This is a genomic window from Arthrobacter sp. NicSoilB8 (assembly GCF_019977355.1).
Classification (GTDB): domain Bacteria; phylum Actinomycetota; class Actinomycetes; order Actinomycetales; family Micrococcaceae; genus Arthrobacter.
Genome location: NZ_AP024655.1, coordinates 206,814 through 219,000, shown reverse-complemented (window position 1 = coordinate 219,000; position 12,187 = coordinate 206,814). Strand labels below are relative to the sequence as shown.

15 protein-coding genes are annotated in these 12,187 nt (G+C 67.2%); 10 read left to right on the top strand and 5 right to left on the bottom strand.

Going from position 1 to position 12,187, the window contains the following annotated elements; translation table 11 throughout:
• The first annotated feature begins 9 nt into the window (after positions 1–9).
• A complete protein-coding gene (locus LDO15_RS01005) occupies positions 10–1,470 on the top strand; it encodes an NtaA/DmoA family FMN-dependent monooxygenase (protein WP_223983036.1) in 1,461 nt (486 codons plus the stop codon).
• Positions 1,471–1,637: 167 nt separating this feature from the next.
• Here LDO15_RS01005 and LDO15_RS01000 read toward each other — a convergent pair whose 3' ends face one another.
• Positions 1,638–2,621 carry an ABC transporter substrate-binding protein gene (locus tag LDO15_RS01000; RefSeq protein WP_223983033.1) on the bottom strand — a complete coding sequence of 328 codons (984 nt, stop codon included), beginning with the start codon at positions 2,619–2,621 and terminating at the stop codon, positions 1,638–1,640.
• 271 nt (positions 2,622–2,892) lie between these two features.
• Here LDO15_RS01000 and LDO15_RS00995 point away from each other — a divergent pair, with 271 nt between their 5' ends.
• Positions 2,893–3,492, top strand: a complete 600-nt coding sequence (locus LDO15_RS00995) for an SRPBCC family protein (RefSeq protein ID WP_223983031.1) — start codon at positions 2,893–2,895, stop codon at positions 3,490–3,492.
• Between the two features lies 1 nt (position 3,493).
• A complete protein-coding gene (locus LDO15_RS00990) occupies positions 3,494–4,096 on the top strand; it encodes a hypothetical protein (RefSeq protein ID WP_223983028.1) in 603 nt (200 codons plus the stop codon).
• Between the two features lie 53 nt (positions 4,097–4,149).
• Here the strand turns inward: LDO15_RS00990 and LDO15_RS00985 are convergent, their stop codons facing one another.
• Positions 4,150–4,464 (bottom strand): antibiotic biosynthesis monooxygenase family protein, encoded by a 315-nt coding sequence (locus LDO15_RS00985; protein ID WP_223983025.1) that lies wholly within the window; start codon positions 4,462–4,464, stop codon positions 4,150–4,152.
• Between the two features lie 248 nt (positions 4,465–4,712).
• Here LDO15_RS00985 and LDO15_RS00980 point away from each other — a divergent pair, with 248 nt between their 5' ends.
• The 3 genes from LDO15_RS00980 (at position 4,713) to LDO15_RS00970 (ending at position 6,096) form a co-directional block, all read left to right on the top strand.
• The gene (locus LDO15_RS00980; RefSeq protein WP_223983021.1) at positions 4,713–5,033 is read left to right on the top strand and encodes a GYD domain-containing protein; all 321 of its coding nucleotides are present in this window, start codon (positions 4,713–4,715) and stop codon (positions 5,031–5,033) included.
• A gap of 101 nt (positions 5,034–5,134) precedes the next feature.
• A complete protein-coding gene (locus LDO15_RS00975) occupies positions 5,135–5,425 on the top strand; it encodes a DUF4190 domain-containing protein (protein ID WP_223983020.1) in 291 nt (96 codons plus the stop codon).
• A 107-nt stretch (positions 5,426–5,532) separates the two neighbouring features.
• Positions 5,533–6,096, top strand: coding sequence for a hypothetical protein (locus LDO15_RS00970; RefSeq protein ID WP_223983018.1), 564 nt, complete (start codon positions 5,533–5,535; stop codon positions 6,094–6,096).
• A 127-nt stretch (positions 6,097–6,223) separates the two neighbouring features.
• On the opposite strand, the gene LDO15_RS00965 is transcribed toward LDO15_RS00970, so the two are convergent.
• The 3 genes from LDO15_RS00965 to LDO15_RS00955 all read right to left on the bottom strand — a co-directional run bounded on the left by LDO15_RS00965 (position 6,224) and on the right by LDO15_RS00955 (position 8,303).
• Positions 6,224–6,580, bottom strand: coding sequence for a cupin domain-containing protein (locus LDO15_RS00965; RefSeq protein WP_223983016.1), 357 nt, complete (start codon positions 6,578–6,580; stop codon positions 6,224–6,226).
• Positions 6,581–6,664: 84 nt separating this feature from the next.
• A complete protein-coding gene (locus LDO15_RS23335) occupies positions 6,665–7,702 on the bottom strand; it encodes a helix-turn-helix domain-containing protein (RefSeq protein WP_263428337.1) in 1,038 nt (345 codons plus the stop codon).
• A gap of 19 nt (positions 7,703–7,721) precedes the next feature.
• Positions 7,722–8,303 (bottom strand): recombinase family protein, encoded by a 582-nt coding sequence (locus LDO15_RS00955; protein WP_223983014.1) that lies wholly within the window; start codon positions 8,301–8,303, stop codon positions 7,722–7,724.
• A gap of 469 nt (positions 8,304–8,772) precedes the next feature.
• Here LDO15_RS00955 and LDO15_RS00950 point away from each other — a divergent pair, with 469 nt between their 5' ends.
• From LDO15_RS00950 to LDO15_RS00935, 4 genes are all read left to right on the top strand, one after another.
• Positions 8,773–9,372, top strand: a complete 600-nt coding sequence (locus tag LDO15_RS00950; RefSeq protein ID WP_223983012.1) for a hypothetical protein — start codon at positions 8,773–8,775, stop codon at positions 9,370–9,372.
• Between the two features lie 9 nt (positions 9,373–9,381).
• Complete coding sequence (locus LDO15_RS00945) at positions 9,382–9,696, top strand: hypothetical protein (RefSeq protein ID WP_223983010.1); 315 nt, start codon at positions 9,382–9,384, stop codon at positions 9,694–9,696.
• Positions 9,697–10,142: 446 nt separating this feature from the next.
• Positions 10,143–10,730 carry a recombinase family protein gene (locus tag LDO15_RS00940; protein WP_223983007.1) on the top strand — a complete coding sequence of 196 codons (588 nt, stop codon included), beginning with the start codon at positions 10,143–10,145 and terminating at the stop codon, positions 10,728–10,730.
• Positions 10,727–12,178: a Mu transposase C-terminal domain-containing protein gene (locus tag LDO15_RS00935; protein WP_223983004.1), complete on the top strand. Its 1,452-nt coding sequence runs from the start codon at positions 10,727–10,729 to the stop codon at positions 12,176–12,178. Before LDO15_RS00940 ends, LDO15_RS00935 begins: the two co-directional genes overlap by 4 nt.
• The last annotated feature ends 9 nt before the right edge of the window (positions 12,179–12,187 follow it).

Here is a 12,187-nt window from a genome sequence, read left to right as displayed (position 1 = left end):
GAGACACTCATGAGCCACAGCACCCGCCCCGCCACCGAGTTCACCCCGTCCGGGCAGCTCCAGCTCGGCGTCTTCTTCCAGGGCGTCAACTCCGGGACCGTCTGGAAGGCGGCCGAGTCCGGCTCCCAGACGGACTTCGAATCGTTCCGGCGCATCGCCCAGACCGCCGAGCGCGGACTGTTCGCGGCGTTCTTCCTTGGCGAAGGCCTGCGGCTGCGCGAACACCTCGGCCGCCCGCACGCGCTCGATGTCGCCGGCCGGCCCGACGCGCAGACTGCCCTGGCCGCCCTCGCCGCGGTGACCACCAACATCGGCCTGGTCGCCACCCAGAACACCACGTACAACGACCCCGCGGACCTGGCCCACCGGCTTTCCACGCTGGACCTGCTCTCCAGCGGCCGCGCGGCCTGGAACATCGTGACCACGGACAACGCCTGGACCGGGGCCAACTTCCGCCGCGGCGGCTACCTGGACCACGCGGACCGGTATACCCACGCCGAGGCCTTCGTGGAAACCGCCAAGCGGATCTGGGACGCATGGGACGAGGACGCCATCGCAACCTCGGCTTCCTCGGCCCGCTGGTCGGCGGAGGGCGCGGCCCGGCGGGTGCGCCACAACGGCCGGCACTACACCGTGGACGTCGTCCCGCGGCTGCCGCGCAGCGCCCAGTACCGGCCGGTCCTGTTCCAGGCCGGCGATTCCCCCGAGGGCCGGGACTTCGCCGCCCGCCAGGCGGACGTCATCTTCTCCGCGCACCCGCAGCTGGACGATGCCCTGGATTTCCGCCGCGACATCGTGGAGCGCACGCTCCGCGCCGGCCGCGGCGCAAACGACGTGAAGATCATGCCCGCCAGCGAGTTCATCCTCGCCGCCACGCCGCAGGAAGCCCTCGAGAAGAAGGCCTGGGTCCGGAGCCTGCAGATCGGTCCGCAGCAGGCCATCGCGTATCTTGAGCAGTTCTGGGGCCGTGAGCTGCAGGGCTACGATCCCGACGGCCCGCTGCCGGACATCGACCCCGTGGTGGAGGAAACCTCGGAAACCCGCGGCAGCGGCTTCCACGGCGCCAAGGCCCGGCAGCTGGCGGACCAGTGGCGGGCCGAGGCCAAGGAAAAGGGCCTGTCCATCCGCCAGTTCGTCTCGGCCAAGACCAGCCGGGGCGATTCCACCTTCACCGGGTCCTACACCGAGGTCGCGGACCGGCTGGCCGAGTACGCCCGGACCGGCGCAGTGGACGGCTTCAACATCTCGCCGTGGCTGATCCCCACCGGGCTGGACGACATCGTCAACCACCTCGTCCCGGAGCTGCAGGAGCGCGGCGTGTACCCGACGCAGTACGCGGGAAGCACGCTGCGGGAGAACCTTGGCCTGGCCGCCCCGGTCCGCGCGGATGCCGGCAACGAGCCCGGCCCGGTCACCAGCCTAGATAAGGGCTCAGTCACCGGCTCTGTCACCAGCCCCGCCACGGCATAAGGCCCGGCGAGGCACAAGGAACCCCCGCCGGGGAATGCTTCCGGCGGGGGTTCCTTGGCTTTCTGCACCCTTTCAGACAAGCAACGCGGGGTCACATCGCGCCCATCCCGGAGGGGATTATGGGCGCGATGTGACCCCGCGTTGGTTTAAGCGGGTGAGGGGACGGGCTACTTCTTCGGCAGGCCCGCCGGGTTCAGCTCCGAGGTCGTGACGGCCTCCGCGGACAGTCCCCAGCGGTCCAGGATCTTGGCGTAACTGCCGTCCTGGATGAGGTGGTTCAGTCCGGCCTGGGCCGCGGCGGCGAAGCCGTTGTCCTTCTTGGTCGTGACGGCGATGCTGGCCTTCAGCGGCCAGCCGCCGTCCACCAGGCCCACAAGCTTGGTCTTGGCGTCGGTGGCCGCTTTGTAGGCTGCCGTGGCGTTGGGCCCGAATGTGAGGTCCGCCCGGCCGGACTGGAGGGCCAGCTGGGAGGCGGAGTCGTCGTCGAAATACTGGAACTCCACGGGCTTGAGGCCGTTCTTCTTGTTCTCCTCGTCCCAGCGCAGCAGGATGGCCTCCTGGTTGGTGCCGGAGCCCACAATCACGCGCTTGCCCGCGACATCCGGCGCCGATTCGACCTTGGTGATGCTGCTGCCGGCCGTGGCATAGAAGCCCAGCTTGTCCTCGCGGTAGCTGGCGAAGTCGAACTTGAGCTTGCGCTCCTCCGTGACGGTGACGTTGGAGAGCACGGCCTCGTACTTGCCGGACTCGACGCCGAGCGGCCAGTCAGCCCATGCGGTCGGGACGATGTCTGCCTCCAGGCCCAGCGACTCGGCGAGGGCGACGGCGATGTCCACCTCATTGCCCACCGGCGTCTTGTTGTCGGTCGCGTAGACGGCCAGCGGAGCGGCGAACGGGCTCACCGCCACGGTCAGCTTCCCGTCCTTCTTGATGGCGTCCGGGACGAGCTTGGCGGCCGCGGCGTCCGCCGTGACCTTGATGCGGTCCTGTTCCGGCGAGAGGTTGAACTGCTTGACACCGGAGGAGGACGACGGCGCCGCCGTAGTGCCGCCGGCAGCGGCGGCACCGGGATCGGAGCAGGCCGCGAGACCCAGGAGGGTGCTTGCCGCCAGGGCTACGGTGATGCCCGATTTGAACGAAAGACTGGACATGTTCTCCCCTTGAGAGTAGTTGTCAGAGGTGCTGGTGGCAGCAACTATCCGGGGCGTGGGAAAGCCGGTCAAAGCGCCGCGAAACCGGATGAAACCAAGGGATACAGGCGGTAACACCCGTTCATCCGGCGTCAGCGGACGGTCCCCGGAATCGCCCATTGTTACCGAAGATTGCCCTCCGTGACGTGGCGGGACGGAATTGTTCACGGCGGGCCTCAACTGGCCTAGCCTGCATAGAAGACCTGCAGGACGACAGCACGACACAGGAGGGGTGAACTTGTCAGTGAGCACGCCGCGCAACGCGCACCAGACCTCGCACCGGACCACGCACCGGCTCAGCATTAACGCCCCGGCGGACCTGGTGTTCAGCATGCTGCGCGACGCCTCGCATTGGCCCTACCTTGACGGCCTGACGGTCTACTCGGAGCGCGTCAGCGGCGACGACGCCACGCACGAGCTCCGCACCTCGGTGGTTTCCAACGGCGCGCTCAGTTCAAGCCACAGCTGGCGCGTCTTTGACGCGGCAAGCCACCGCGCCGAGTTCCAGCAGCTCGATCTGGAACCTCCGCTCCTGCAGCTCGGCGGCGACTGGGAAATCCGGCCCACGGACGGGCCCTCGGTGGTCACCCTGAACCACGGATTCGAGGTCGACGACGAGCACCTCGCCGAGCGGATCAACCAGATCATCGAGGACTACAGCCGGCGTGAACTCGAGGCGCTCCGGGCCAGCTGCGAACGGCTGTCCGTCCTGCTGCAGCACCACGCACCGCAGGGACAGCCTGCAGCCCGGTCCATCACTGAGCCCATTGCCGGGCCCGCAACCCAAGCCGCCGCTGAGCCCTCGACCCAGCCCGCCGCACAGGAGGCCTGATATGTCCGAGGACAGGTTCACGACGGAACGGGACAGCTTCGGCCGGCTCCTCGCGGACCGCGAGGTCTGGCGGCAGGCCGCCACCATCGCGGCGGCCGGCGAGCTGACCGCGCGCTGGCTGGAGGGCAACAGCCAGTACCAGCCGGGGGTCTTCTCCCCCGGGTTCGACGACGAGACCACGGCCATCGCCGGCGAGCTCGCCCGACTCAACCGCAACGGGCTCTTCACCAAGGAATCGCAGCCGGGCGTGCGGGTCGGCGGCCTCGCGCAACGCGCCTACGTGACAGCCTTCTGCAGCCCCGAGACGGCGATGGCACTGCTGGCGTTGTCCACCCGGACCGGACTCGTGACGGTCGCCCATGCCCCCGGGGAATCGAGCAGCGCCTCGATTCCGGTGACCGTGCAGGACGGCGCCGTCGTGACCGTGCTGGGTAGCAGCGAAGAGCCGGTGGCGGAAGACCAGCTCAGGGACTGGGCGGCCGAATCCAACGAGACCTTGGCCCTCGTCCTGGCCGATTCCTGGTACGTGGAAGTCTTCGATCCCATCTGGGGCCGGAACGATGTCCTGCTGCCCGCCGTCTTTGAGGCCCTGCAGGGCGAATAGCCCGCGGGTACGGCCGCCGACGTGCGGCCGGCGGCTCCCTGTCCCGCAGGATTTCACATATCGGTGGCATCCCAGCCGATGCTGGCCGCCTCGTCCAGGGTGCGCGACTCGAAGTGCTCCAGCATGTCCTTCATTGCGTCGACACTCTGCTTGAACAGGGCAGAATCCCGCCACTGCTCAATCTGTTCCAGGGATTCCCAGGGACCGGTGCTGATGAACCGGTTCTTGACGTCGCGGTCATGCATCAGCACGGCTTTGGCGTTGGGAAAATCCTCCTTCGTTTTCCTGGCCAGGTCCCGCCAGGCCTGCACAAAATCGTTCTCGCGGCCGGGATGCACCAGCCAGATTCCGAGTGTGTAAACCGACACGTCGAACCACCTCCATGCTCCGTACGGGGTTGATACGGCGATTATGTGCCCGTCCCCCGGCGGGCGGTAGGGCCGGATTGCCCGGACCCGCGTTTTGGGCCCGTCATTGGGCCGTTGTCCGGGCAGGCCGGAAGGCCTAGCATGTGGGCAGAGCCCCCACTCTGGGGGCCAGCCCCGGACCTTTCAGCGTTATGTTGCGGGCACACGTCAGAGTCCGATGTCCTGGGCGTCACAGGATAGGAACAGCCATGAGCAAATATCTGTTTGAAGCGAACTATGTTGGCGACGGAATCAAGGGCCTCATGCGTGAGGGCGGCACCAAGCGGCGCGATGCGGTGGTCGAGGCCCTCAAGTCGGCGGGCGGCTCACTCGAGAGCTTCTACTACGCGTTCGGGGACACCGACGTCGTGGGCGTCTTCGACATCCCCGATCAGGCCGACGCCGCAGCCCTGTCGCTCCTGATCAATTCCACGGGTTCCGTGAACCTGCGCCTGAAGCCGCTCATGACACCGGAGGACCTCGACGAGGCAGCCAAGAAGACGCCGTCGTACCGGGCCCCCGGGCAATAGCCGATCAACTCCCGCGTGGATTCTGACGGATCCCCTGACGTGGCCCTGGGGGCTAGACTCGTCGCAGCCACGTCGAATGGGCGACATCTAATGGGGGACTCGTGGGATTGCCTGAGCTGCACACGCGTCAGAGCACGCGCTATAACCGCCTTGCCGTTGCCTCGCTGGCCCTGGCCGCCCTGGCTGCGGTCGGCACCGTGGTCGCCGGCATGGCAATCCTCGCCGTCTTCGCCGTCGGAGCCGGCCATGTCTCTCTCAACCAGATCAGGCTGCGCCACGAACGGGGACGCGCTCTGGCACTCACTGCCCTCGTGATCGGCTACGGCCTCGCCTCCCTGGTCCTGGCTTCCACGGTGTACTTCGCTACCGTCTTCTCCGTTCAGCAGCAGTAGCCGACGCCGGCGCCGGGGTCAGTAGCCGACGGCGGCGGCAGGGTCAGTGACCGGCGGCACCGGCGCCGGTGGCGTGCTTGGCGGGCAGTTGCCAGTAGGCTCGGGGCATGTCACCGGGCACGCCACTCAGCAGGGGAACACCAGGGATGCGCGGCGCGGCGCTGCTGCTGGCCGTGGCGGGCGCTGCGGCCGGCCTGTCCGGGTGTGAATACGCGGATGACGTGACGGATCCGACGTCGGCCCCCACCGTGTCGTCGCGGCCGGCCCCGCCGGCTCCCCCGCCTGTGGACCCGGGTCTCGCGGAGGCCGAACAGCGCAACCTGGGCAAGCTGGAAGGAGTCCTCGGCACCCGGCCGGACGGGCTCGTCCTCGGCGGAGCGGGCGGGATTGGCGGCAGCGGATTCCGCATCTCGGCCGCAGCGGTGCCGAAGGGAACCTACACGCTCACCGCAGCCTGCATCGGCGCACCGACCGCGCTCTTGACGGTGTCCCAGGACGGCCTCCGGGGCGGGGGCAGAGCGGAGGTGAGCCTCGACTGCGGAACTGTTGAGACAACGCGGGTCGAACTGAGGGCCGGACCGGCGCAGATTCAGGGATTCCGTCCCGGGACCGATCCCGCCGCCGGCGAAGTGGCGGGTTTCTGGATGGTCCCGGCCGCACCGGGGTCCTAGCCGGCCTCACCCAAAACGGAGCTTCGCGCGGCTGCGGGGCCCGTCGCTTGACGGACGCCGCAGGTCTTCCAGGCTCAGTTCCCGGGCTCAGTTTCCGGGATTGCTTCCCGGGTTTTGCCCCCGGACGTTACTTGGCGCTGTTGTATTCCTCGTCGGTGACGAGGTCGCCCCACTCGGACTCCGCGCCGTCGGCGGGGGCTTCCCACATGGCGAGGTGGGTCATGAAGTGTTCCGGCGCGGCGCCATGCCAGTGCCATTCACCCGGCGGCGTGTAGACCGTGTCACCGGGGCGCATCACAACCACGTCTCCGCCGCGGGCCTGGACAAGCCCGACCCCCTCCGTGACGTGCAGGGTCTGCCCGACGGCGTGCGAGTGCCAGGCGGTGCGGGCGCACGGGGCAAAGTGCACCGCGTTGACGCGCATGCGGGAGGGTGCGGGCTGCGGGGCCGCGATGACGTCAAACCAGACGTCGCCGGTGAACATGGGGTCGCCGTAGTACTCGCCGAAAATCGGGCGGATATGGCTGACCGGCGGTAACCCGGCCGTTCAGCCGTGTCAGGTGCCTGGCTAGAGCGTGGCGAAGTCGGTGTGGGCCTGGTCAACGGCTTCGGGGTAGGTGAGGGACACCTCGCCGCCTGCTCCTCCGGTGGTTCCTGCGGGGGAGGTGACTTTGGTGAGGCTGTTGTTGGGATTGAACGTGCTGGTGGTGGTCTGCCCGAGCCCGTCGACGGTAGCGAGCCGGTTGTCGTGGCCGTCGAAGGTGGAGTCGGCGGTGTTCCCGTTCGGGTCGGCGGTCCTTGTCACCCGGGTCTTGGTGGGGTCCAGGGTGTAGGTGGTTGTCTTGCCGTTCCCGTCGGTGAAGTAGGCGAGGGTGGCGCCGGTGTTGTGGGTCACCGTGGTGGTGGCTGCGGCGGGTGAGCCGGAGCCGTAGGTGATGGTGGAGACCCAGGAGTCGGCCGCGTAGACAAGTGCTGTGGTGTTGTTCCGGCCGTCCTTGATGGAGGTCAGTTTGCCGTTGGTGTAGGTGAAGGTGGAGACCGCGTCGGTGATCTTGGACATCCTGCCCTCACCGCCGCCGTATTCGATGGTCACGGTCCGGTTCAGGGAGTTGTCGAGGACCTCGATGTCCAGGAGGGTGTGGTCGGCCTGCCACTGCTCGTTCGGGCGGCCGGCGGTTCGCCGGTAGACCAGCTCAAACGTGTCCCGGTAGGCGCTGTCGCCTTGATGGGCGAGTGTCTTCAGCCCGGGATCGATGCCGGCTACCAGCGCCCGGACGGTCGAGTAACTGGGGGCGGCGACGCCGCGTGCTGAGGCAATGTCGGTGATTCGGCGGTGGATGAACGCCACGGTCGGCGCGGGCCGGCGCAAGGCCAGGCCTTCCACCGCTTCGATGAGTTCTTGCGGGACCCCACGCCGTCCCTGGTCCGAGCGTGGCGCGCGTTGCAGGCTCGCCACGGTGCCGCCGTCGCGGTACCGGGACCGCCACCGGCGAAGAGTGCGGACCGGGATACCGGCCTCGGCGGCCAGCCGGGTGAGCGGAATGCCCTCATCGAGGTGCCGGCGCAGCAGGACAGCGCGGTCTTCGGCTGAGAACTGGGCCCGCAACTTCGCCGTTTCCTTTGACTTACCGCGCCGGGCTTGACGGGACGTCGGGAGGGGCCTGCAGATGGCGGTAAATCGTGGGCCGTGAAACCCCGAACGTGTCCGCGATTTCCTGCACCGTGTGCTCCTTCGAGTCATACATTGCCCGTGCCTGGGAAATCTTGGTCGCCGTCATCTTGAACTTCGGGCCGCCCTTGCGTCCGCGTGCGCGGGCAGCCGCGAGGCCGTCGTGGGTTCGCTCGACGATCAGGTCATGCTCAAACTCCGCGATCGCGGCGAGCATATGGAAGAACAGCCGCCCGCCGGGGGTCGTCGTATCAATTCCCTGCGAGAGAGCGCGCAGGCCGATCCCTCGCTGCTGCAGCTCGTCTGCGAGCTGTTTGAGGTTCCGCACCGAGCGGCCCAGCCGGTCCAGCTTGGTGACGACCAGGGTGTCCCCGTCCCGGACATACTCGAGCATCTGGTCAAGGGCAGGCCGTCGGGCAAGGACACCGGAGGCATGATCAACGAAGATCTTCCCGCACCCGGCCGCCTGCAGGGCGTCGGTTTGACTCTCGGGGTGCTGCTCCCTGGTTGATACACGCGCGTACCCGATCAAAGCCACACTCCAATGTAACGCAAACGTCGCCTCCGCTACATAGATCGCGGACACGGATCATGAGACAAGACTGTGATTCTCGGTGATAAATGGCGGCGTTTTCGCGGCGCTAGGTGTCGTCAGGCACTGCCTCTTCGCCCACCATGCCCTCCATGTAAGAGCACTGCCGGACCGCGACCGCGACAAGGAGAACACGCCCTACGCGCCTGCTGACAGGACTTTAAGCCCTAGCCTCGTCCCATCCGATCAGGAGATCTTAGAGGAACGCAATGTCCTTCAGAACGAGAGCCATGGCCGCCGCTCAATGATCTGGGTTCAGCAGCCCTCGACTGTTCCTTGCGAGTTATTCCTATGCCGAGGTTCACTGCTCCGGGCGAACTTCCAGACCCAAGTGGAGCCTCAGATGGCAATTCCGATCCAATCCACAATTGCCCGCCGCCGCGCTTTGCCGGCTGTCTGGCTGACCCGAACGGCCGTGGCCCTGTTCATCACAGCTTTGACCGTGGCATCGCTACCGTGGGGCGTTTCGCCAGCAGGGCAGGTTATCTGGGCTACTGTCGTCGTCGGCGGTTTTGCTCTCAGTGTCGTCGCGGCGGTCGCAGCCCAGGCGCGAAAACACCGCGTAATCCGAACGCGGCTTGGCTACTGGGCTCTTGCCTTCCTCATCCTTTCGGCGGCGATCATTGCTACCGCCTCGGTAGTCTTCTCGCCGGGCATGCAGGTGCCGGTCACCCCTGACGTGTTCATCTCCGCCGGCACCATTGCGCTCATCGTGGCAGCCGTTCTGGGCATCCTCGCGGCGTTCCGGGCTGACGGAGCAGCCATCCGCTTCCTTCCGACAACGCCCGCAGGGTGGTGGGCCGCGGCCTTCCTAACGGTCGGACTGGTTCTCGGGTTCAGCCCGTGGGCTGTCCTGACACCGGCGGCGATGGCCGCACCAGCTCTGGCCTTGGCGGCAATTATCAGTTACCGGGACCGCTCGGTACTGCCGGCCATCGCATTGGTCGCCGGCCCCGCGCAGCTGGCCTTCTTTGATCTCGCCTTTTTCATCAGTCTTTTTACACCCCACCCCTAGGCGCAAGACATGTCCCTGGCAATCACACCACGATCAGCATCCGGGCGCTGGAGCCTGCTCTTCGCAGCCATCACCGTGGCGGCGACCCTCATCGCATGGATCACACTTCTGCCCATGATGGACTACCCGTCCGCCACCTGGGTGTGGCTCGCCCTTGGCCAGGCATGCATGGGACCCGCAGCCGCCGCAGCAGCCCTCGGACTGGTCAGCATCATTCACCACAAGGAACGCTCAGTACTGACCTGGGCGACCACCTTGGGCGCCCTCGCGGCGGCGGTGGCGGCGGGCGTGATGATGTACTCCGTTGTCGCTGCATACCAGTAGGCCGCATGGTCTTTCCCGAGACACTTGCAGCGGGAGCCCGTCGGAGGTGACCCCGTCCACGATTCGAGAACCTCTCGGATGGAGGCCGTGAGGCAGTGGAGCTTGATAGCTACGCCCATGTCTCCCTCGTGTACCGTGCATGGGTCCCCTCCGGCCGGGGCCGGCGGGGAAAACCGCTGATTCAGGAGGCACTGTCATTCCGGCTCTAAATGCTTTCCGTATAACCCGCCCGAGAAACTGCCGGGTGAGGGCAACAAACGGACTCCGAGGCAGCTCTTAGCCGCTGGCGTCTTGAAAAACAACAGTTTTTTGAGACACGGACGTCACGTCCCGGAGGGTCGAAGGAATCGGCGTCGTGCCGGGCCGCCGCGTGTCTTGGAAAGGTGTCTCACCGTGAATCGTCTCAGGCGGGTGCCGGCCGGGGGTTTCTGAGGCACAATGGCCGGGTGAGACATCTTGGGTATACGCGGGTGAGTACGTCGGGCCAGGACGCGAAGTTGCAGCTCGACGCTCTTGTCGATGCCGGGGTGCAGAAGCGTGATGTGTTCGCTGACGTCACCTCCGGGAGCAAGACCGCTGTTGAGCGGCCTGGGATGAAGAAGCTCCTCGCGTATGTGGAGCCGGGCGATACCGTCGTGGTGTGGCGGGTGGACCGGCTCGGCCGGTCCTTGATCGATGTGTTGAACACGGTGAATCTGCTGCGGGAACGCGGCGTGAACTTGAGGTCCATTTCGGACGGGATTGACCCCACAACGACGTCGGGCCGGCTGATGCTGAACATGCTCGCGACCCTTGCCGAGTACGAGCGGGAGTTGATCGTCGAACGCGTGAACGCGGGCATCGCCGCGGCGAGGCAGGGCGGAACCCGGTTCGGCCGGCCCTTGTCCGACCCGCTCGTTATCGCCGACAAGCTCGCGATCGCCCAGGACGCACGCGCGAAGGGTCGCTCCGCTGAGGACGCGGCTCGACTCGTCGGCTGGAGCCGGGCGACGCTCTACCGCCACCGGCAGGCGGCCGAAGACCGCCGGTCATGAAGCATCGGCTGTCGGCCGAAGACCGTGCGGCGCTGCTCCGGCAGCACCTCGATGACGGTGTTCCCCTCGCCAGGATCTCCGGTGAGGCCGGCATCCCCCTCCGCACGCTACAACGGTGGTCGGCGGGATTCCGCGCCGGCGGCTCGGTTGCGGCCTTGGGCCGCCGGCCACGCTCGGACCGCGGGAGCCATTCGCTCCCGCCCGAAATCGTGGGTGCGATCGAAGGCCTCGCGCTCCGCCGGCCGGCGCCGACCATCGCGTTTATCCACCGGCGGATCGGTGACGTCGCGCTCGACCGCGGCCTTCCCGCCCCCGGGTACTCGACGGTCCGGGCGGTCGTTGTCGCCATCGATCCGGGACTGCGCACCATCGCGCTCGAAGGCGACACGGCGTACCGGGACCGGTTCGAGCTGGTCTACCGGCGCACCGCCAGACGCGCGAACGAGCAGTGGCAGTGCGACCACACCGAGCTGGACATCGAGATCGTCGACGCCGCCGGTGCCCGCGCACGCCCGTGGCTGACCGTCGTACTCGATGACTACTCCCGCGCCGTCGCCGGCTACACCGTCTTCACCGGTGCGCCGAACGCGCTCCAGACGGCACTGGCCCTTCACCAGGCCGTGCAGCGCAAGAAGCATCCGGCCTGGCCCGTCATGGGTCTGCCCGATCTCCTCTACAGCGATCACGGCGCCGATTTCACCAGCACCCACCTCGATCGCGTCTGCCTTGACACCCACATCCGCCTCATCCATTCCCTCCCCGGCGTGCCGCAGGGCCGCGGGAAGATCGAGCGGTTCTATCGCACCCTCACCGACGGGCTCCTGCCGCACCTGCCCGGCTTCATCCCGCACGGCACCCGCGGGACCCCGGTGACGGCACCGACGATGACCCTCGAACAGCTCGACACCGCGCTCGAGCGGTTCATCGTTGACGAGTACAACCAGCGCACGCACTCCGAAACCGGAGAGATCCCCACAGCACGTTGGCAGGCCGGCGGATGGATCCCCAGAATGCCAGCCCGGCCCGAGGACCTTGACCTTCTGCTCCTGACCGTCGCACACCAGCGCATCGTCCACCGCGACGGCATCCACTTCAATGGCCTGCGCTACCTGGACCTCACACTTTCCGCCTTCGTCGGCGAGAGCATCACCATCCGCTACGACCCCCGGGACATGGCCGAGATCCGCGTCTGGCACCAGGACACCTTCCTCTGCCGTGCCATCGCCCCGGAACTCGCCGCCGGAACTATCACCTTCAAGCAGCTCAAAGCGGCCAGATCAGCACGCAGGAACGAACTGAAGCAACAGCTGCGCACCAGACTCAGCCTCGCCGATGCCCTCCCCGCCGACGACCGCTACGCGCCGCCGGCACCCGCCAAACCTGCCGAAACCGGCGGGCAACCCGCGGATCCCAAACAGCACCGGCTCCGCACCTACGCCGAAGACTGACCCATGAGA